This is a genomic window from Novosphingobium oxfordense, from assembly GCF_044029435.1.
Classification (GTDB): Bacteria; Pseudomonadota; Alphaproteobacteria; order Sphingomonadales; family Sphingomonadaceae; genus Novosphingobium.
Map to the genome: position 1 here is coordinate 713,009 of NZ_CP147008.1, position 21,271 is coordinate 734,279.

The window sequence follows — 21,271 nt, forward strand, 5'->3', positions numbered from 1 at the left end:
GGAACCGATCCGGATTTCGTTCGTTAGAGGTTCTGATCCGGGGGCCGCCTTGTTGGGGAGAGAGCGGTCCAGCCCCTGCCTGTCTTCCGCCCCTGAGATCGCAGATGAATTCCAGTAACGCGTTGAATCCCCAGTCACAACTGGCGCTTGCCATTATCGGCGTGCTGGCGCTCTGCCTGATCGCGGACATCCTGGTGCCGCTGGGCACGGGCGTAAGCGTGCTGTACTTGCTGCCCACCGTGATCGCCTATGTCGCGCGCCGGCCAGTCACGCCGCTGCTGGCTGCCTGCGCCGGCATCGGCTGCGCGTTCATCGCATACTTCGTGGCGCCGCAGGGGCTCGGCCCCGAAGTGGCGCTGACCAACCGGTCGCTCTCCGGCCTTACCAACCTGCTGATCGCCACCATCGGCTTCGTGCTGATCCGTTATCGCAATGCCAACCGTCATCAGCAATGGCTGCGCGAAAGCGAAAGCGAACTGGCGCGCGCGACCGCCGGCAGCCTGTCGCTGGACGAGCTGGGCAACCGCATCCTGGCCTTCATGGGCGAACGCTTCGGCGCGATTGCCGGGGCCGTCTATGCAGAAGAGGACGGCGGCTTCGTGAAGGTCGCCACCTGGGGCGTACCGGCGGAGGCCGAACTTCCCGCGCGCGTGGCACCGGGTGAGGGCCTGCTGGGCGGCGTTGCGCGTCATGGCCGCACCACCAGTGTCGACAATCTGCCCGGCGGCTATCTGGCGTTCGGTTCCGCGCTGGGGCGCGCCACGCCGGCACGGCTGGTGATCGGCGCCACCCGGTCCGAGGATCGCATCAACGCGGTCATCGAACTGGGCTTTCTGGACGACCCCGACGCGCGGCCGCAGGACCTTGCCACATTCCTCGACATTGTCGGCGCCTCACTGGGCATCACCTTGCGCGCGGCCCGCTATCGCGCGCGGCTGGAACAACTGCTGGCCGAAACCCAGCAGCAGGCGGAAGAACTGCAGAACCAGAGCGAGGAACTGCGCGCCACCAACGATGAACTGGAAGCGCAGAGCAAGCTGCTCCTGCAATCCCAGGCGCAACTGGAGGAACAGCAGGCGGAACTGGAACGCTTCAATTCGCAACTGGAGGAGCACAGCCAGTCGCTGGAAGCGCAGCGCGACGAACTCGCCCGGTCGCAGACGCAGTTGCGCAGCCAGGCAGAGGAACTGGAACAGGCCAGCCGCTACAAGAGCGAATTCCTTGCCAACATGAGCCACGAACTGCGCACGCCGCTCAATTCGCTGCTGATCATGGCGCGCCTGCTGGCGGACAATCGCGGCGGCAATCTGACCGAGGAGCAAGTGCGCTTCTCGGAAACCATCGAATCCTCGGGCAACGACCTGCTCACGCTGATCAACGACGTGCTCGACATCTCGAAGATCGAGGCCGGCCATCTTGAGCTGGAGCCGGAACACGTGCCGGTCGGTTCGCTGCTCGCCAAGCTGGAGAACGCCTTTGCCGCTTCCGCCACCGGAAAGGGGCTGACGCTTTCGTTCGCGGCGGCGGCCGATGCGCCTGGGGAAGTGCACACCGATCCGCTGCGGCTGGAACAGGTGCTGCGCAACTTCCTCTCCAACGCCATCAAGTTCACCGACGTGGGCGAAGTGGCGCTGACCGTCGATCGCGGCGCGCCTGGCCGGGTGGCCTTCTCCGTCCGCGACACCGGCCCCGGCATCGCGCCGGACCAGCAGGAAGCGATCTTCGAGGCGTTCCGGCAGGCCGATGGCGGCATTGCCCGCAAATATGGCGGCACCGGCCTCGGTCTCTCCATCTCGCGCGAGCTGGCCCATTTGCTGGGCGGCACCATCTCGCTGGACAGCACGCCCGGTAAGGGCAGCACTTTCACGATCGAACTGCCGCTGGAATTGAGCGCCACGGCCGCTGCGCCGCCGCCGCGTCCGGCTGTGCCGGCGCCGCCGCCGCAGGCTTCGTCGGCCACGCGCAAGGGGCCCGTCCCGCAGGACGATCGCGAAACGCTGACCGGCAGTTCACGGGTGATCCTGATCGTCGAGGACGATCCCGCCTTCGCCCGCATTCTGGCCGATCTGGCGCACGAACTGGGCTTCCAGTGTCTGATTTCCGGCACTGCCGACGAAGGCGCCCTGCTCGCCCGGCAATACCTGCCGCAAGCCGTGATCCTGGACATGCACCTGCCCGATCACACCGGCCTTTCGGTGCTGGACCGGATCAAGCGCGATACCCGCACGCGCCATATTCCGGTGCACATCGTCTCGGCCGATCATGACGATCACGGCGCGCTGGCCAGCGGCGCGGTGGGCTACCTGTTCAAGCCGGTCAGCCGCGACACGCTGGTGGACATGCTAGAAGGGCTGGAGGCCCGCATGGCCCAGCGCCTGCGCCGCGTGCTGGTGGTGGAAGACGATGCCCGCCAGGCAGAGGCGATCCATCACCTGCTCGCCTCCCGCGATGTGGAGACGGTGGACGTGCAGAGCGCCGCCGATTGCCTTGCAAAGCTGGGCGAGGAAACGTTCGATTGCATGGTGCTGGACCTGAACCTGCCCGACATGTCCGGGCTGGACCTGCTCGAACGCCTCTCGCACGATGAAAGCGTCGGCTTCCCGCCGGTGATCGTGTACACCGGCCGCGAACTCTCCGAAGAGGAGGAGATGCGGCTGCGGCGCTACTCCAAGTCGATCATCGTCAAGGGCGCCAAGAGCCCCGAACGCCTGCTGGACGAAGTGACGCTGTTCCTGCATCAGGTCGTCTCCGAACTGCCGCAGGAAAAGCAGCAGTTGCTTGCCCGCTCGCTGGGCCGCGACGCTGCGCTGGAAGGCCGCCAGATCCTGATCGTCGAGGATGACATCCGCAACATCTACGCACTCACTTCGGTGCTGGAACCGCACGGCGTTTCCGTGCGCATCGCCCGCAACGGGATCGAGGCGCTGAACGAACTGGCCCGCGCGGCGGACAGCGACGGATCGCCGGTCGATCTGGTGCTGATGGACGTGATGATGCCGGAAATGGACGGCCTTGCCTGCACCCGCGAAATCCGCAAGCACGCGCAGTGGAACACGCTGCCGATCATCGCGCTGACCGCCAAGGCCATGGAGCGCGACCATATCGAATGCCTGGACGCGGGCGCCAACGACTATCTGTCGAAACCGCTGGATATCGACAAGCTGCTCAGCCTCGTGCGCGTGTGGATGCCGCGATGAAGATGGTGCCCGAAACGCTGGAGAATATCGAAGTCGACCTGCTGGTGGAGGCGATCTGGCGGCGTTATCAATACGATTTCCGGGACTATTCGCGCACGTCCCTGCTGCGCCGGCTGCAACGCGCGCAGTCCCATTTCGGCTTCGCGCACTTGTCCGGCCTTCTCGACCGCATCCTGCACGATCCGGACAGCCTGAACGAGCTGATCGGCTTCCTGACCATCCAGGTCAGCGAGATGTTCCGCGATCCGGAATATTTCCGGGCAGTGCGCGAACGCGTGATCCCCCACTTGCGCACCTGGCCCTCGATCAAGGTCTGGGTCGCCGGCTGCGCCAATGGGGAGGAATTCTACTCGCTCTCCATCCTGTTCCGCGAGGAAGGCCTGGCCGAGCGCACGCTGTTCTACTGTACCGACATCAATCCCGCCGCACTCACCCGCGCCGAGGCCGGCGTCTACGAGATCGACCGGCTGGCCGGCTTTTCGCGCAATTACCGCGAAGCGGGCGGCAAGGGTTCGCTGTCGGACTACTACACTGCCAACTACGGCGTCGCCCGCTTCGATCCGGCGCTGCGCCGGCGCGCGGTCTTCGCCGATCACAACCTGGCGAGCGATGCCGTGTTTTCCGAAGTCCAGTTCGTGTCCAGCCGCAATGTGCTGATCTATTTCGACCGCGCCTTGCAGGATCGCGCCTTGGGCCTGTTCGCCAGTTCGCTGCCCTCGGGCGGGTTCCTTGGGCTGGGATCGAAGGAGACCGTGCAATTCTCGGCCGAGGGCGACAGCTTCACCGATTTCGCGCCGATGGAAAAGATCTGGCGACGAACCACCCATCAGGCAGAGGAGATCGCCTTTGCTGAATGAACCACTGAAGATTCTGGCGGTCGACGACGTGCCGGAAAACCTCATCGCGCTTGAGGCGGCGCTCGACCAGCCCGGCGTGGAACTCGTCACCGTGGCGTCCGGTTTCGAGGCGCTTGAAGTGCTGCTGCGCGAAGAGTTCGCCCTGGCCCTGCTCGACGTGCAGATGCCGGGGATGGACGGCTTCGAATTGGCCGAACTGATGCGCGGGACGGAGCGCACGCGCGGCGTTCCGATCATCTTCCTCACCGCCGTCGCCACCGACGAGCGGCGCAAGTTCCGCGGCTATGAAACGGGCGCCGTGGACTATCTGCTCAAGCCGCTGGACATCACCGAACTCAATTCGAAAGTCGCGGTCTTCGTCGAACTGGCGCGGCAACGGCGTGAGATCGGCCGCCAGCGCGACGAACTCGGCCTCGCACTCGGCCGGCTGCGCGCGCATGGAGACAACTCGCCGCTGGCGGTGCTGGAAATCGACGCCAACTTGCGCGTGGTGAGCTGGTACCGCAGCGCGGAGCGCGAACTGGGCTTCGCTGCCGAAGATATTCTGGGCATCCGGATCGATGACGCACCCTTCCTCGTCGCGGCCGAGCGCCTGCATTTCCGCGAGCAGATGTGCGGCCTGCTCGGCGGCGGCGATCGGCGCGAGATGCAGGAACACCGCTTCGTCCGCGCCGACGGTTCGGTGCGCGAGGGCGAATGGTATTGCTCCTCGCTCGCTGGTTCGGGCCCCGGTTTAGGCGCCGGCTCAGGCGCGCGGCCGGGCAGCGTGATGATCGAACTGCTGGACGTCACCGCACGCCATCGCGCGGAAGAAACCCAGCGCCTGCTGATCGGCGAACTCAACCACCGCGTGAAGAACACGCTGGCCACGGTTCAGGCCATCGCCTCGCAGGGCCTGCGCCACGCCCGTTCGACGGAGGTTTTCCAGGATGCCTTCACCGGCCGCCTGCAAGCGCTGGCCCGCGCCCATTCACTGCTCAGCGCCACGACATGGGAAGCGGCAAGCTTGCGCCGCCTCATCGCCGATCAGGTAGCGATCGGCGCCGTTGCCGAGGATCGGCTGCTCTTGTCCGGCGCGGATGTAGACCTGCCACCGGAACTGGCGCTGCGGTTCTCGCTCATTCTTCACGAACTGACGACCAACGCGAACAAGTACGGCGCGCTATCCAACGAGACCGGCGTGATCGCGCTGGAATGGACGCATTGCGGAGACGTGCTGGACTTCCGGTGGAGCGAACGCGGCGGCCCGCCAGTCGTCGCCCCCGAACGCAACGGCTTTGGTTCCACGCTGATCCGCAACAGCATGACGGCGGACGGCGCCCAGATCACCGCCGATTTCGCGCCCGACGGGGTGCGCTGGAACCTCGTGCTGCCGCTGACCTGCCCCCCGCCCTTCGGCGAGACATCGCACCGCACCGCTCCACCGCCCCCCGCACCACGTCCGCAAGGGAGCGCGTTCAAGATCCTGATCGTCGAGGATGAGCCGCTGGTGGCCATGGAACTGGCGATGGAGATAGAGGAAACCGGCGCGGTCCCGTTGGGCCCGGCGGGCACCTGCGAACAGGCCGTAGCCCTCATCCGCGGGGCGTCGCCCGACCTCGCTCTGCTGGACGGCAACCTCAACGGCGAAAAGATCGACGCGGTTGCCGACGAACTGGCCGCGCGCGACATCCCCTTTGCATTCGTAAGCGGCTACGATCGCGCCCACCTGCCCCCCGCCCATGCGGGGCGCCCCATGCTCGGCAAACCGTTCCTGTCGGCCGAGGTCCGCAAGATCGTAGACCAACTGGCGGCGGAGATCGCCGGCGTCGGCTAGCGCATCGTCATTCGGGAGGATTCATCCGCCGATCTGGGAAATGCAGCGCCAGAGAGGCCAGAGCGGTTGAAGATACGCCCGAAGTGAACGAACGACTACTCTCGGAGCGCACGGAGATCGGACGGAATGGCAAGTGTCGGGATACTCACGCCGAAAGTGGACGTTTCACATGGCCTTTGTGTCGGTTCACGGGCCGCCAAGTGAATGGCCTTAGCCAATCAAGGACTGGTTCTACGCGATCAGTGATCCATCCCGCAACGGCTATGCCTGCAGCAGCGGCGATAACTCCCGCCAACAGATCGACGATATAATGCCCACCAATCGGCACTGCGGAGGCCAACATCAGCGTATTGAGAGTCACGAAAATCCATCGCATCGCTCGGATTGACCAAAAGCCATAAGCCAGCAAGACGGCGGCACCGGCATGAAAACTCGGAAAATTCACAATACCGGCCAGTGTACCCAGCGAAATCAGCCTCAGCGTCCCATTGCGCAGGCCATCCAAAAGCACGGGTTGGTTCCAAGGCGTGGGGTCAAGCATAGCTGGAACGTTGCCCGCCGCGATCCCGAAATAATCATAGGCGCCGAGTACCGGGTATAATGCGAAGACCCCGACAACGATGCACAAGGTTGTGATCCAAGACAGCAGGAAATGCCACACGCGACGATGGTTTGACATCAGCGCCAGAGCGAGGATCAGTAACTGCGGTTGCCATTTAATGCTTTCATAAACCCAATTGGCAATCCGAACCGGCAGCCCGGACCGCGAGAAAGAAAGCATCGTTCCGGGCCAGTCGAAGCCGGGCAGCAGTATTCGATCTGCGTACGCCAGCGGGCCATCGAAGAACGCTCTTTGGCTCGTCGCTGCGACAAACGTCATCAAAGAGACGGTGAAGCAGATCGTGTAGAACAATGTCCAGGCCTCGAGCACCGTGGCGACACGTGCCAATCCACGCCCGCGCAAACACCACGCGAGCCATAGCGCGAAAGTAAAGACGCATCCGACCATGCCAAATTCGTCGACCTCAATGCGCAATCCAGTCCTGGCCAGCGCCAATGGTATCAGTCCCCAGACTAAAATGAGAAATAGATATACGGGTGCGCTGTTGGCCATAAACAGCGACGGGCGTCGTCGCTCGGAGGACACGGCAGCAGGATGGTTAATAAGCATGCAAACGGAATGCAGTATCATTTCTTAAAGATTTGCAAACTCACTTGCCATCTCTTTTAGGAGAGTGAGTGACTGGTCTTGTGGGGCCCGCAATGTTGGCGCGTCCGGAAAGCCCGCTTCCGCATCAGAAATCGTGAAAGCCGCCATTTTCCTGCTTCTGGCGGCTCCGGAATGGCAGCTACGCCTGAGCAGCGCCCCTATAATGGTCATGGTCAGAGGCGACCAGCGAGCCTAGGCGCCGGACGGGATGTAAGCTGGACGTCTGCTAGCTATCTAGCAAGGCCGCGCGCGACTTCTGCCTGCTTCAAGGTTTGAATTTCCGGGCACCACTTTCACGCGCTTGTTACCGCCTAGTTGGCGTAGTTGTTGCGGAGTAGCGATGACGCAGATGCGGCCTCCGTCTTGTCCGCTGCCGTAGCCCTCCAGCATGTAGACTGCGGCGCCGTTATTGGGGCGATAGAAACCGTTGGGCCAGCGGCATCCGCCCGTGTTCCTGCCCTTTAGCCGCAGGCGATCGACTTCCCTCACTTGATTGAAGCCACCCAGCATCTTCATTTGCTCTTCGTTCTGCACACCGCAATAACGATTTTGCTCGTACTGATAATAGACGGTACGGTCCCGTTTTTCGCGGTAAAACCCTTCGCCATTGTCATAGCGGTTGTCGTAACCATTGCTGCTATGCTGCCCAACGGCTGGAACGGCGAATGCAGCAATCGACGCAATTGCGGCGAAGATGGACACTCTGCGCATATGCTCCCCCCTGGATGCCATATACAGGCTGCCACCGGGCAGCGGAACGGTCAACCGTGCTAGCGTCCAGATCGGCGATCCGGAATCGCGGCATTCGGATTGAAAAGCTGACGATCTGCCGTTGCCGTGAATGGCTGACCGCTTGCAGCACCGCGTCTCTCAGGCGACTGCGAGGTTTGGCTGGCAGCCGCCATTTCTCGAGGCTAAAATCCTGCCGTGCCAGTCTCTAAATCAGAAAATGATCGCGCCCGAATGCGCAACGAACTGGGCTTCCAGCGTTGGGAAGCGATCGACCATTTCCTTGGCTATGGTGACTATCTCAACCTCAATGAATTTGATTTTCGTGGTGCGATCGCGGAATATGAGAACGCTTGGGAACTTCTGGATACTCCCTGGCAGCAAGAGGTAGGTGGGGCCGATATCCTTGAAGGTATCGCAGATTTCGCCCTCAAGTCGGGGGATCCCAAATTGGCTGGGGAAACGCTCAGCCGCCTACTGCCTCGCGCCACTATGATGGCGAACTCTACACTTCGCGAAGCCTGTGAAAGGCTCGCCGAACAGGCGAGCCACTCGGACGACTGAACGTCTGCTTCTATAAGGCATCGCGGCTGTCAGGTTGGGGAAAGCGCACTGTCGGCTTTGGGTTATCCCAGCTGGCCAATGGAAGCGATGCAGGTAAAGGCGCTGGAGCAAAGTCCGAACACGGCGATCACCACCCGTACGAGCCAAATTTCAATCACTATTCCATCCTGGATGCGCCGCCCTCCGCCGTTGACGGTCGCTTCGGAACGGCCGCCAGGCGATCAGGAATAGCCAACATGTAGGCGTCTCCGGAAAGTCTGGTTTCGAGCAGCGACAGACCCTTTCCCACGCCGCCTTAACCGAGTGAGCGAGTGTCCAGGGGCTCGGCCGGGATGACCATCTCCACGCAGAGGCCCCTGCCCGGCAGGTTTGTGGCGGCAATGCGTCCGTTGCTGGCCGCCACCGCGCGGGATGCAATGGCAAGTCCCAGCCCAAGGCCCTGGCTGTCCGGCTGGCTGCGCACGAAGGGTTCGAAGATGCTGTCGACCATTTCGGCGGAAACGCCCGGCCCTTCGTCGCTGACCGTCACGCGGTAGCGATCGGGGCGGTGGAGCAGCTCGATGCCGACCGAGATATGCGATCCCTGCGGAGAGAAGCGCAGGGCGTTGCGCAGCACGTTCTCGATGGCGCGGTGGAGCAGTTCGCCGTTGCCGCGTACCGCCGGGGCATGGCTCAGGTCCGAATCTGCGGCATCGCCTTCGGTACCGATCCCGCTGGTGAAAAGAGCGATCTGCACCCCCTGCGGCTGCGCTTCGTAACGGGCATCGGCAACCACACCGGCAATTACCCCGACAAGATCGATATATTCGTCACCGCCGGCAGGCTCGTTCTCCGCCCGGGCGAGCATCAGCAACTCGCCAACGAGCGCGTCCAGCCGGTCGATCTCGTGCTCCATGCGGTCCATCGAACTGTCGAACCGCTCGGGCGACTGGCGGGCCAGCGCGATGGCAAGATGCAGCCGGGCGAGAGGCGAGCGCAACTCGTGCGAGACGTCGTGCAGCAGCCGGTCGCGGCTTTCGACAAGCTGTTCCAGCCGCCGCGCCATCGCGTCGAAATCGTGGGCGAGATCGGCCACCTCGTCACGGCGGGAGCCGATTGCGGGCGAGACGCGCGCTTTCAGGTCGCCGCGCGCCAACCGTGCGAAACCGCTGCGCAGATGGTTGATCGGCCGCATCAGATAGCCGGCGAGCAGCGCGCTGAAGACCAGCCCGGCCAGCACGCCCATGATCGCCAGTTCGGGCGGGATGTTCAGCCGCCAGATGCGCTGGTCGCTGTGATAGCGGAAGCGCAGCCGGTAGGTCTTTCCGGCAGGATCGCGCACTTCGCGCTCCATCACCGCGTTTTCCGGGTCGTCCGTACCGGGCAGCACCACGACTTGCCCGGGCGCGACGAGTTCCAGCCGCTTGCGCTGGTCTTCCGGCAGATTGTCCAGCATCGCCACATAGCGCGCTGCACCGCCCGCGCCGATCGCCTGCGCGCCGGCTTCGAGCAGAGCGGGCCCCACCTCATGCGTCATCAAGGCGGCGGGCGGTTCGCGGTTGGAACGCAGCGCGAAAAGCAGCCAGACCGCCTGCGTCATCACCACGAAGGTGACCAGGAACGACAGCAGGATCTTCCAGAACAGCCTGCGTCCGGTAATCGCGCTGGGCTCCTTCATGCAGCCCGCAGGCGGTAGCCGACGCCGCGTATCGTCTCGATCCCGGCGTCCCCCTGCGATGCAGCCTCCAGCTTGATGCGCAAGTTGCTGACGTGGACGTCCACGCTGCGGTCGTAGCTCTGCCGCGCCCGGCCTAGGCCGCGCAGCGACAGTTCGTCCTTGGTGGTGACGGCGATACCGGCGCGGGCCAGGACCATGAGGATGTTGAATTCCGAAGGCGTCAGTTCGATCGGCACCGTGCGCCACGCCGCCTTGCGCGCGGGTACCTGGATGTCGAGCCCACCGATCGTCAGAGCCTGCGCCGTCTGGGCCCGTGCGGTCTGCGCTGAACTGGCCTCGCGCGGCTGGTGGCGGCGCATGTTGGCGCGCAGCCGGGCGACCAGTTCGCGCGGATAGCAGGGCTTGGCCACATAATCGTCGGCGCCGAGTTCCAGGCCGATCACCTTGTCCACCTCGTCCCCGCGGGCGGAGAGCATGATGACCGGCACGTCGTTGGTATCGCGCAACTGGCGCAGCAATTCGATGCCGTTGAGCCGCGGCAGCATGATGTCGAGGATCACCGCGTCGTGTTCGCCCGAAAGCGCGCGGCGGATGCCCTGCACGCCATCGGTGGCCACTTCGACGCGGAATCCCTCGCTCTCAAGGTATTCGCCCAGCATCGCGCCCAGCTCAAGATCGTCGTCGATCAGCAATATGCGTTTGGGTTCCACGTCCACGGCGGCCCTGATGGCGCAGATCATAACGATTGTCAGCCGCCTGCGGCTGTCCTTACGAAAACTTTACGTTTTGCTTGCGAAGTCCTTACCCACAAAGCCGCCGCCGCGCGTCATATCGCATTACTCGGACAAATAAGCAGTCCAGTTAAACGATATGGGGCATGGTACGGGCCAGCCCCCACAGGGAGGGTTGATCCATGGCGCTCAGGCCATTCGCATTCTGCACAGCTTCCGTTCTCGCGCTCACGCTTTCCGGCGTCGCGCAGGCGCAGGATGCTGCGCCGCAGTCTACCGACACGACTACGGCCGATAGCACGCAGCCCAGCGCGGAAGACATCATCGTAACCGGCGTGCGCGCATCGATCGTCGGCGCGCTGAACGTGCGCAAGAACTCGGTGCAGATCGTCGACTCGATCGTGGCCGAGGACGTGGGCAAATTGCCGGACAATAACGTCGTCGAAGCGCTCCAGCGCGTGACCGGCGTCCAGATCACCGACCGCGCCGGCGGCGAAGCGGCCACCGTTACCATCCGCGGCCTTCCCGACGCGGCAACGACGATGAACGGCCGCAACATCTTCACATCCACCGGCCAGTCGTTCTCGCTCCAGGATATCTCGGCGAACCTCGTCAAGCAGGTCGATGTCTACAAGACGCGCTCGGCCGACCAGCTGGAAACCGGCCTTGCCGGCCAGATCGACGTGAAGACCCGCCGCCCGTTCGATTTCGACGGCTTCGCCATTTCCGGTCTTGTGCGCGGGACCTACAACGAGATTGCGGACAGCTTCAATCCGAACATGGCGCTGCTGGTTTCCGACCGCTGGGAGACCGGCATCGGCGATATCGGCATCCTGATCAACGGCAGCTACAGCAAGACCAAGTACCGCAACGAGTTCGGTCGCCGCCGGCGCGCTGGTGCCGTTCGCGACCGAGAATCCGCCGGCAGGCTCCGGCCTCACGTCGCTTGAGCGTATCTTCCCCGGCGACAATAACGAGAACTGGACGCCGGGCCTGAATGCGGGCCTGCCCACCACACCGGGCTCCACGCTGAACATCAACGGCGTCGATACGCCCTATTACCTCTCGCGCGACGCGATCTTCTCGACCGACCAGTACGGCACGCGCAAGCGCCCGTCGTTCAACGTCGCGCTGCAATGGGCGCCGAACAGCAGCTCGGTCTACACCGCCGAGATGTTCTACACCGGCTATCGCGGCACCCTCTACAGCGACATGATGTTCAGCTATGTCGACTGGTGGGGCAATCCCGGCGCGTTCGAGACCTACGACGGCACCAACATCATCAAGTCGCGCACGGTAGACGACGTCTACGGCTTCAACAGCGGCGACTATACGAAGAACAGCACCGACAGCTACGTCTATGCCCTGAACGGCCAGTGGGACGTGGGCGACGGCCACGGCAAGATCACCGCCGACCTTGCCTATCAGGACAGCACCTACAAGACCTCGTTCATCGCCATGCGCACCGATCGCACGGCCAGCCAGATCACGGCCGACTTCAATGCCGGCGGCGGCGTTCCGTCCTACCACTTCGACGACGATTCGCTGCTGACCCAGGCCTCCACCTGGAACGTCGCGCAGATTTACGACAATGCGGAGCGGGACAAGGGCAGCGCCGTCACTGCGCAGCTGGACGGCTATTACAGCTGGGACGATGGCTTCCTGCGCCGGATCAAGGCGGGCCTGCGCTACGACGACCGCAAGGCATCCAGCTATTCGCGCACCGGCGATGCCGACAGCCTTGGCGTCAGCCTGACCACCCTGCCCGAAGCGGCCTACTTCACCAATTCCGGCTTCATGAGCGGCGAGGCCGACGTGCCGCGCAGCTGGATGACGGTGGACGGATCGTGGCTCTACAAGAATGCCGATTATGTCCGCAGCCTCTATGGCCTGCCGACTTCGGACCAGCTGACGCTCAACAAGACGTTCGACATCGATGAGATCACCATGACCGCCTATGTCATGGCCGATGCGCAGGCGACGATCTTCGGTCGTCCGCTCGATATCGAAGGCGGCGTGCGCTATGTGAACGTGGCCAGCGACTACAACTTCTTCGACCGCTACAACGACTATGCGCTCAGCCGCGCCAATTCGGGTTCGGCGAAGTTCCTGCCCAGCTTCACGGCCCGCTATGCGATTACCGACAAGCTGCGCCTGCGCTTCAACTATGGCGAGACGCTGCGCCGCCCGAACTTCACCGACGTGAACCCGACCTATTCGCTGACCGGCGATCTTACCAAGGTCGGCTACGGCAGTGGTTCGGCGGGCAATGCGGCGCTGAAGCCGACGCATTCCAAGAACTACGACCTGGCGCTCGAATGGTACTTCGACCGCGACAGCGCGATCACCGTCACGGCCTTCCGCCGCGAGGTTGACGGGCTGGTGGTCAGCATGCCAGTGATGACCTACATCCCGAACAACGGCATCGTCGCCGGCGCGACGGATTACTTCGTGGTGACCAAGCCGGTGAACGCGTCGGACGGCGTGCTGAAGGGCGTGGAAGTGGGCCTTACCTACTTCCCGCACTACCTGCCCAGCGTGTTGGACGGGCTTGGTTTCCAGGGCAGCCTGACGGTGCTGGATTCCAGCCAGACGATCCCGGAAACCGATTCCGACACCGGCGAGATCATCGGCTATTCGAAGTCCGCCTTCTTCGACGTGTCGAAATTCTCGTACAACGCCACGCTGGCCTACGATCGTGGGCCGTTCAATGCCCGCCTGTCCTACGTCTGGCGCAAGGGCTTCCTGCACAACAAGGAAGCCAGCCTGTTCGCGAACCCGATCGGCATCTGGTACAAGCCCGAGGAGAGCCTGGACTTCCAGCTCACCTGGAACGTCACCAAGGACATCGGCGTGACGTTCGACGCCACCAACCTCACCAAGTCGAAGCAGCAGAGCTACTACAAGTATGGCGATGCCGGCGGTTCCACCACCGACAACCTCGCCACCACGCTGCTGGCGCGCACGTTCTCGATCGGCGCCCGCTTCACGTTCAAGTGAGCGAGTGACACCCTTCCGGCAGCGGCGCGGCCTTCCGCCATTCGGTCGCGCGGCTGCCATGGCGACCGTCCTTCGGGTTCCTCTCCCAACATGGCCCGAAGGACGGTCGCTGCTTCGTATTCCTTTCGGCCATTCCTTTCGCGCCATTCCATTCAAGCATGCGCTGCCGATGAGGGGGACATGATCCGATGAGCCATCTCGCGCCGAAATTGCCGGACGGGGCCAGGGCTGCGATGCCCCGTACGATTCCAGGTACGATTCCAGGCACGATCCCGGCCACGCTGCCAGAACGCCTGCACGACAGCGTAGCCGCACGCCTTGCCATGCGGATCCTCGGCGGCGAATACGCGGCGGACCATGTCTTCGTGGCCGAAGTGGAGCATGCGGACAGGCTGGGCGTCTCCCGCTCGGTGCTGCGCGAGGCATTCCGGCTGCTCGCCGCCAAGGGCCTTGTCAGCAGCCGCCCGAAATCGGGCACGCGGGTCAATGCCCGGCGGCATTGGAACATGCTCGACCCCGAAGTGCTCGCCTGGCAGGTCGAATGCGGGGCAAGCGATGCGTTCCTGCGCAATCTGTTCGAACTGCGCATGGTGGTGGAACCGCAAGCCGCCGCCATGGCCGCGCTGCGGCGCGACGACAGCCAGCTTGCCGCCATGGCCGATGCGCTGGCGACGATGGAGCGGCACGGCCTTGCCAGCGAGCCGGGCCGTCTGGCGGACTTGCGCTTCCACGAACTGGTGCTGGAAGCGACGCATAACGAGATGCTGCTTTCGCTGGCAACGCCGATCCTGACGGCCATCGCCTCGACCACCCAGATCAAGCAGCGGCTCCATTCGGCCTCCCGGCGCGATCCGATGCCGGACCACCGCGCGCTTTACCTGCATATCGCCGAAGGCAATGCGGGCCGGGCGCGCCGGGCGATGGAGCGGTTGATCGATCTGGCGCTGGCCGACACGCAGCTGGCGCTGGAACGTTTTTGAGCCTCGCCACTGCTCGAAACCTAGCCCGGAAAACTTTCTTTCACAGGCAAGACTTGTTCTGTTACGGGCAAGTCTTCCTTCGCCCCGGCGATGCGTAAATCTTACGGATCGCTATGAGGTGGGCCGCTTCCATGGTATCTTCGCAGCAACCACCAAAGAGTGGATTGACAGGAGAGCCAATATGGAAGGCTTGGAATCCGTATTTTGCGTATGCGAATTCCGTACGTTGTGCGCTGCGGTAGCATGCAGCGGCACATTCGCACTGATGACGATACTACTGCTGACTTGAATTGTCCCCCGTCGCGGCGGGTTCGCCAAGGCTGCGCGGGGCACCCATCTCGACCAATCGGTCGTTCAGGATTTCGAGAGTCCGCAGGAATGCGGACTGTTGCTCGTCGTCCAGCACTTCAAAGAACTGTGCGATAAAGGCGTCCTTGTGGGGTTCCACCTCACGAATCACGGCCTCTCCCGCTTCGGTCAGGCTGATGCGCTTGGCCCGTCGATCGCTTGGATCCGGGCTGCGCAGGGCTAGACCTTCTCGTTCCAGCGCATCAATCGCTTCGGTCACGGTTCGCGGCGCCTGTCCCAGCACTTCGCAAATGTCCGTGGAACGCACTGACCCACCGCGCTTTATCGCCAGCAGAATTTTCAATTGCGCCAGCGATGCCCCCTGCGCGCGCATCCGGTCATTGAACAGCCGGTGCATGCGCAGGTGCAGGTCGCGCAGCTGCTCCATGGATTGCAGGCGAATACTCACGGCAAGAAATATTGTGGGACCATATGAAATGCCATTGCCATATGCTGCATAGCGGTGCAAGGGCGCGTCCATCACTGCTGCGATGCAACAGGATCTGTAAGCTGCGACGCAGCAGGAACGTACGAGCTGCGCCGCAGCGACAAGCGATGAGAAGCGATTGATGGCAAACGACGGTATCGATTCGGATGGTCAGCCGGTGAACGACGGCGCAGAGCGTCCCTCCGCGCTCAAGCGGCCCGGCGTTCGCCGCGTGCTGTTTCTGGGCGCTGCCGTGGTGGTCATCGGTGTGGGCGCCTGGGTGCTCCACTACGTGACGCGCGGGCAGTATCTGGAAGACACTAACGACGCATTCATCCAGGCCGATGCCGTTACCGTTTCGCCCCGGATTTCCGGCTATGTCGACGCCGTTCTGGTGGGCGATAACCAGGACGTGAAGGCGGGCCAGCCGCTCGTGAAGATCGACCCGCGCGACTATAACGCGCAGGCCGCCCAGTATCAGGCGCAGATCGACGTGGCCAAGGCCAATGCCGAAAACGTGCGCGCCGGCATCGGCGAGCAGGAAGCCGCGATCGCACAGGCGCAGGCGCAGCTCGCCTCGGCAGAGGAAGACGCCCGCTATGCCGAGCGGGAGGCTGCCCGCTACGCCCCGCTGGCCGCCAGCGGCGCCGAAACCAAGGAACATCTGGCCACCTTGCGTAACCAGGCCGCCAAGGCCCGCGCCACGGCCGATGCCCAGCGTGCCGCGCTGACTTCCGCCCAGCGCCGCATTGCCGCGCTGAACGCGCAGGTCCAGCAGGCGCAGGCGCAGGGCGAAGCCGCCCGTGCGCAACTGGCTTCCGCCCACGTCAATGTCGGGTCCACCGTGCTGACCGCCAGCGTCGATGGCCGCATCGGTGACCGCACCGTGCGCGCCGGCCAGTTCGTGCAGGCCGGCACCCGCCTGATGTCGGTGGTGCCGCTGTCCAAGCTCTATGTGACGGCGAACTTCAAGGAAACGCAGATCGGCCTGATGCGCCCCGGCCAGCCCGCCACCATCGAGGTGGACGCGCTGAACGGCACCAAGATCCGTGGCCATGTCGAAAGCGTGTCGCCGGGTACGGGCTCGCAATTCTCGCTGCTGCCGCCGCAGAACGCCACCGGCAACTTCACCAAGATCGTCCAGCGCGTGCCCGTGCGCATCGCCATCGATGCCGGTCCCGAGGCGCGCCGCGTGCTGGTGCCCGGCCTGTCGGTAACCGTCACGGTCGACACCATCGGCGAGCGCGGATCGCAGCAGGCCATCGCCAAGCAGGAGAAGGCCCGCCGGACGGGCGATAAGTGAGCGAAGCCGTGAGCGGATCGACCGCCACTGCCGGGGCTGCTCCGCCCGCCCCGCCGGTAACCGAAAAACCCGCCGACGCCGCGGCATGGCTGGCCGTGGCGGCCGGTACGCTGGGCGCGCTAATGGCGACGCTGGACGTCTCCATCGTCAACAGCTCTCTGCCCACGATTCAGGGTGAAATCGGCGCCAGCGGCACCGAGGGCACCTGGATCGCGACCGCCTATCTGGTGGCGGAAATCGTCATCATTCCGCTGTCCGGCTGGCTGGAACGCCTGCTGGGCCTGCGCACGCTGCTGCTGGTGGCATCGGCGCTGTTCACGCTGTTCTCGATGATGTGCGGCCTTTCCACGACGCTGACGATGATGATCATCGGCCGCATCGGCCAGGGCTTCACCGGCGGCGCGCTGATCCCGACCGCGATGACCATCGTGGCGACGCGATTGCCCCGCGCGCAGCAGCCGATCGGCAACGCCCTGTTCGGCGCGACCGCGCTGCTGGGCCCGGTGGTCGGCCCGGTGCTAGGCGGCTGGCTGACCGAAAATGTCAGCTGGCACTATGCCTTCTTCCTCAACCTGCCGGTCGGCATTGCGCTGGGCACGTTGCTGCTGGTGGCCATTCCGCACCAAAAGGCGAATCTCGGCCTGATCCGCGAGGCGGACTGGCTGGGTATCCTTGGCCTCGCGCTGGGCCTTGGCGGGCTGACCGTGGTGCTGGAGGAAGGCGAGCGGGAACAGTGGTTCTCCTCCCACCTGATCCTGATGCTGACGGGCGTGTCAATCCTGGGGCTTGTCCTGCTGGGGCTGGGCCAGGTGATCTCGAAGAAACCGGTGATCAAGCTGAAGCTGCTGCTGGACCGGCAGTTCGGCAGCGTCGTCGCCATGGTCACCGTGGTCGGCATGGTGATTTACGGCACCTCCTACGTGATCCCGCAGTTCCTTTCGACGATCGCCGGCTACAACTCGCTGCAATCGGGGCAGGTGGTGATGCTTTCGGGCATCCCGGTCATGCTGATGATGCCGATCACGCCGTGGCTGATCCGCAATGTCGACATCCGCCTTTCGGTCTGCTTCGGCCTTTCCGTGCTGGCGCTCAGCGCCTGGCTGGAGACGGACATCACCCCGCTTTCGGACGGCAGGGACTTTGTCGACAGCCAGCTTCTCCGCGGCATGGGCACCGTGTTCTGCATGATGTTCCTGAACCAGGCGGCGATCCGCTCGGTGCCGAAGGAGGAGGCGGGCGACGCTTCCGGCCTCTACAATGCGGCACGCAATCTGGGCGGTTCTTTCGCGCTGGCCGGCATCGCGGTGATCCAGGACCAGCGCCTGTGGCTGCACGCGCGCCGGCTGGAAGAGACGCTCAACGCCAACTCGGTCGCGGTGCAGGACTACGTTTCCGCCCAGGGCGCCGGGGTGCTGCGATCGCTGGAAGCGACGATCCAGATGCAGGCGCTGACGATGACTTATGCGGACATGTTCTGGATGATGTCGGTGGGCATCATTTTCGTCATCCCGCTCACGCTGTTCCTGCGCCCGCTTCCCAAGAATGCGCCGCTGGCGACCGGACATTGAGGAAAACCATGCGTTCCTACCTTCTTCTCCCGCTGCTTGCCGGCACTGCGCTTGCAGGCTGCACGGTCGGCCCCAACTACGCCGGTCCGCCCAAGACCGCGGCCGACGGCAATGCCGCTTTCGCGCGCGCCGATGCGGGCAGCGTCACCAACGCGCCGCCGGTCGCCGAATGGTGGAAGCCGCTGGGCGATCCGCTGCTGGACGATCTGATCGCCAAGGCCCTGGCAGAGAATACCGATGTGCAGGCGGGCGAGGCAAAGCTGCGCCAGGCGCAGGCCTCGCTGGGTGAGGAGCGCGCCAACCTTGGGCCGAAGGCCAGCGCTTCGGCGCTCTATGCCCACGCCCACGTCCCCGGTGTCGCCTTCGGCCAGAGCGACAGCAGCGATTCCAGCGGCTCGGGATCGGATAGCAGCAGCGGCAGCAGTGGCACCGACCTCAACCTGTTCAACGTCGGCGTCAACGCCAGTTGGGAAGTGGACCTGTTCGGCGGCCAGCGCCGCACGATCGAGGCAGCCCGCGCCACGATGGAAGGGGCGCAGGCCAGCCTTTCCGACGTGCAGGTCAGCATTTCCGCCAGCGTCGCGCAGAATTACCTGAACTTGCGCGACCGTCAGCAGCGGATCGTGTTGGGCGAACAGTCGATCGCCTTGCAGGAAGACGTGCTGGCACTGACCCGCCAACGTTTCCAGAGCGGCACGGCCACGGCGATGGAAGTCGCCCAGATCGAGGGGCAGCTTGCCTCCACCCGCGCGCAGATCGCGCCGCTCGCCGCCGAGCGTGACGCCTATCTCAACGCACTGGCGGTGCTGACCGGGCAAGCCCCCGGCGCGCTTGATGCCAGCCTTGCCCCGGCGGGCGAGCTGCCGCTGCCACCGGCCTCGGTTCCGGTCGGCGATCCGGCGCAACTGATCGCCCATCGCCCCGACATCCGGCAGGCGGAGCGCACCCTGGCGGCGGATACGGCCAAGATCGGGCAGGCCGAGGCTGCGCGCTTCCCGCACCTCTCGTTCATGGGTCTGATCGGCATCGGCGGCACCAAGATCAGCGATCTGGGCAAGCTGGACGATTTCACCGCGCTGGCGGCCCCGCAACTGAGCTGGAGTTTCCTGGATTTCGGCCGGAACAAGGCCAAGGTCCATCAGGCCGAAGCCGTGCGGGACGAGGCGGAGGCCCGCTATCGCGGCACCGTGCTTTCGGCGCTGCGCGATGCCGAGGACTCGCTGGCCCGCTTCCGCGAACGCCGCATCACCGTGGCGGCGCTCGCCCGCACGCGGGAGAAGGCGGCGCTGGCGGAGAGCCTGACCGCGCAACGCTTCCAGTCGGGCACCGTGACCAAGATCGCGCTGCTGAATGCGCGGAACGATCTCAACACGGCGGACCAGAACTTGGTTCAGGCCCGCGCAGCGCTGACCGGCGACTACGTTTCGATCCAGAAGTCACTCGGTCTTGCGTGGAAATGATAAGGCTAGAGCGTTTTCTAATCAGGTGGAATCACCTGATGACTCGGAAGACGCGGCAAACCAAAATCTTAGAGCAGTTGATCCGGTGCAATCGGATCAACTGCTCTAGCTGAAGCTGGGGCAGGGCTCGGAGCGGGCCCTGCCGAAGCCGGCCATGAAGACGAAAGCGGCCAGCACGCCGAACAGGCCGGCAATCATGAAGGCGGGGGTGTAGGTTCCCGCCGTCTCGCGGATCACGCCCGCGCCAAACGCCGCTGTGGAGGCACCGATCTGGTGCGCCACGAAGATCCAGCCGAACACGATCGGCCCGTCGCGCTGGCCGAACGTGCTGTTGGCCAGCTTCACCGTCGGCGGCACCGTGGCGATCCAGTCCAGCCCATAGAACACCGCAAAGACGGTCAGGCTGACCGCGCCGAAATCGATGAACGGCAGCGCCACCAGCGAAAGCCCGCGCAAGCCGTAATAGACCGCCAGCAGACGGCGCGGGTCGTAACGGTCGGTCAGCCAGCCCGACGCCGTGGTGCCGAACAGGTCGAAAAAGCCCATCATGGAGAGCACGCCGGCCGCCGCCACCGGCGCAATCCCATGGTCTCCACAAAACGCAATCATGTGCGTACCGACAAGGCCATTGGTGGTGAGCCCGCAGACGAAGAAGCTGCCCGCCAGCAACCAGAACATCGGCTGGCGCGATGCGCGCATCAGCGCCTCGATCGCCAGCCACGGCGTCGCTGCCTGCTTCATCGGCGGTGCAGGGGGCGTATCGGCGCTTTCGCCAAAGCGGCGCACGCCCCGGCTCTCGGGCCGTTCGGGCACGAAGAAGGCGACGAACGGGATCAGCGCCGCGCAAGCCAGGCTGACCGCCAGCGCGACCGGCTTCCACGCGCCGCCTTGCGACAGCCAGGCCAGCACCGGCAGGAAGATCAACGATCCGGTGGCGGTGCTGGCGCTCAGCAGACCCATCACCAGCCCCTGCCGCGTGGCGAACCAGCGGTTGACCACCGCCGCGCCCAGCACGGAGGCGACTGCACCCGAACCGATGCCGGACACCACGCCCCAGCTCAGTACGTAATGCCAAGGCGCGCTCATCCACTGGCTGGCGAACGTGGCCACGGCCATCAAGGCCAGCCCGGCCAGCATCGTGCGCTTGATCCCCACGCTCATCATCAGCGCCGCCGCGAAGGGGCCGACCAGTCCATAGAGCAGGATCCCCAACGCGGCGCCCGCAGAGATCGTCGCGCGATCCCACCCGAAGTGGAGTTCCAGCGGCATCATCATCACGCCCGGCGCCGATCGCAACCCAGCCGAGGCCAGTAGCGCGAAGAATGTGACGGCAACCACGATCCATGCGGGATGGAAGCGAGAGGAACCTTGCGGCATGTGGAAACGATCTCCCTGGCGAAACGGCCCGAAACCTAGCGCGATGC

At 64.3% G+C, this 21,271-nt stretch carries 14 protein-coding genes and 1 pseudogene; 9 read left to right on the plus strand and 6 right to left on the minus strand.

What is annotated here, in order from left to right; genetic code table 11:
• Nucleotides 1-104 precede the first annotated feature (104 nt).
• From WBP07_RS26030 to WBP07_RS26040, 3 genes are read left to right on the plus strand one after another with little or no spacing between them, the layout of a single operon-like run.
• Nucleotides 105-3,197 (plus strand): response regulator, encoded by a 3,093-nt coding sequence (locus WBP07_RS26030; RefSeq protein WP_395397978.1) that lies wholly within the window; start codon nucleotides 105-107, stop codon nucleotides 3,195-3,197.
• Nucleotides 3,198-3,199: 2 nt separating this feature from the next.
• Nucleotides 3,200-4,054, plus strand: coding sequence for a CheR family methyltransferase (locus WBP07_RS26035; protein ID WP_395398250.1), 855 nt, complete (start codon nucleotides 3,200-3,202; stop codon nucleotides 4,052-4,054).
• The gene (locus WBP07_RS26040) at nucleotides 4,044-5,870 is read left to right on the plus strand and encodes a response regulator (protein WP_395397979.1); all 1,827 of its coding nucleotides are present in this window, start codon (nucleotides 4,044-4,046) and stop codon (nucleotides 5,868-5,870) included. Before WBP07_RS26035 ends, WBP07_RS26040 begins: the two co-directional genes overlap by 11 nt.
• 145 nt (nucleotides 5,871-6,015) lie before the next feature.
• Here the strand turns inward: WBP07_RS26040 and WBP07_RS26045 are convergent, their stop codons facing one another.
• Nucleotides 6,016-7,062 (minus strand): phosphatase PAP2 family protein, encoded by a 1,047-nt coding sequence (locus tag WBP07_RS26045; protein WP_395397980.1) that lies wholly within the window; start codon nucleotides 7,060-7,062, stop codon nucleotides 6,016-6,018.
• A gap of 252 nt (nucleotides 7,063-7,314) precedes the next feature.
• Entirely contained in the window at nucleotides 7,315-7,782 is a 468-nt protein-coding gene (locus tag WBP07_RS26050) for a hypothetical protein (RefSeq protein WP_395397981.1), read from the minus strand.
• A gap of 261 nt (nucleotides 7,783-8,043) precedes the next feature.
• On the opposite strand from WBP07_RS26050, the gene WBP07_RS26055 reads away from it, so the two are divergent.
• Nucleotides 8,044-8,373, plus strand: coding sequence for a hypothetical protein (locus WBP07_RS26055; RefSeq protein WP_395397982.1), 330 nt, complete (start codon nucleotides 8,044-8,046; stop codon nucleotides 8,371-8,373).
• A 295-nt stretch (nucleotides 8,374-8,668) separates the two neighbouring features.
• Here WBP07_RS26055 and WBP07_RS26060 read toward each other — a convergent pair whose 3' ends face one another.
• Both WBP07_RS26060 and WBP07_RS26065 read right to left on the minus strand, forming a co-directional pair.
• Nucleotides 8,669-10,030 (minus strand): ATP-binding protein, encoded by a 1,362-nt coding sequence (locus WBP07_RS26060; RefSeq protein ID WP_395397983.1) that lies wholly within the window; start codon nucleotides 10,028-10,030, stop codon nucleotides 8,669-8,671.
• Nucleotides 10,027-10,740, minus strand: coding sequence for a response regulator transcription factor (locus WBP07_RS26065; protein WP_395397984.1), 714 nt, complete (start codon nucleotides 10,738-10,740; stop codon nucleotides 10,027-10,029). Before WBP07_RS26065 ends, WBP07_RS26060 begins: the two co-directional genes overlap by 4 nt.
• A 203-nt stretch (nucleotides 10,741-10,943) precedes the next feature.
• On the opposite strand from WBP07_RS26065, the pseudogene WBP07_RS26070 reads away from it, so the two are divergent.
• Together WBP07_RS26070 and WBP07_RS26075 are read left to right on the plus strand one after the other, a co-directional pair.
• Nucleotides 10,944-13,761 (plus strand): annotated as a pseudogene (locus WBP07_RS26070) (TonB-dependent receptor).
• Between the two features lie 233 nt (nucleotides 13,762-13,994).
• Nucleotides 13,995-14,741 (plus strand): FadR/GntR family transcriptional regulator, encoded by a 747-nt coding sequence (locus tag WBP07_RS26075; protein ID WP_395397986.1) that lies wholly within the window; start codon nucleotides 13,995-13,997, stop codon nucleotides 14,739-14,741.
• Between the two features lie 274 nt (nucleotides 14,742-15,015).
• Here WBP07_RS26075 and WBP07_RS26080 read toward each other — a convergent pair whose 3' ends face one another.
• Nucleotides 15,016-15,498, minus strand: coding sequence for a MarR family winged helix-turn-helix transcriptional regulator (locus WBP07_RS26080; protein WP_395397987.1), 483 nt, complete (start codon nucleotides 15,496-15,498; stop codon nucleotides 15,016-15,018).
• Nucleotides 15,499-15,658: 160 nt separating this feature from the next.
• Between WBP07_RS26080 and WBP07_RS26085 the strand changes: the two genes are divergently transcribed.
• From WBP07_RS26085 to WBP07_RS26095, 3 genes are read left to right on the plus strand one after another with little or no spacing between them, the layout of a single operon-like run.
• Nucleotides 15,659-16,819 carry an HlyD family secretion protein gene (locus WBP07_RS26085; RefSeq protein ID WP_395397988.1) on the plus strand — a complete coding sequence of 387 codons (1,161 nt, stop codon included), beginning with the start codon at nucleotides 15,659-15,661 and terminating at the stop codon, nucleotides 16,817-16,819.
• A complete protein-coding gene (locus WBP07_RS26090) occupies nucleotides 16,816-18,387 on the plus strand; it encodes an MDR family MFS transporter (RefSeq protein WP_395397989.1) in 1,572 nt (523 codons plus the stop codon). Before WBP07_RS26085 ends, WBP07_RS26090 begins: the two co-directional genes overlap by 4 nt.
• Nucleotides 18,388-18,395: 8 nt before the next feature.
• Nucleotides 18,396-19,847, plus strand: coding sequence for an efflux transporter outer membrane subunit (locus WBP07_RS26095; protein WP_395397990.1), 1,452 nt, complete (start codon nucleotides 18,396-18,398; stop codon nucleotides 19,845-19,847).
• A gap of 105 nt (nucleotides 19,848-19,952) precedes the next feature.
• On the opposite strand, the gene WBP07_RS26100 is transcribed toward WBP07_RS26095, so the two are convergent.
• Complete coding sequence (locus tag WBP07_RS26100) at nucleotides 19,953-21,224, minus strand: MFS transporter (RefSeq protein ID WP_395397991.1); 1,272 nt, start codon at nucleotides 21,222-21,224, stop codon at nucleotides 19,953-19,955.
• Between the last annotated feature and the right edge of the window lie 47 nt (nucleotides 21,225-21,271).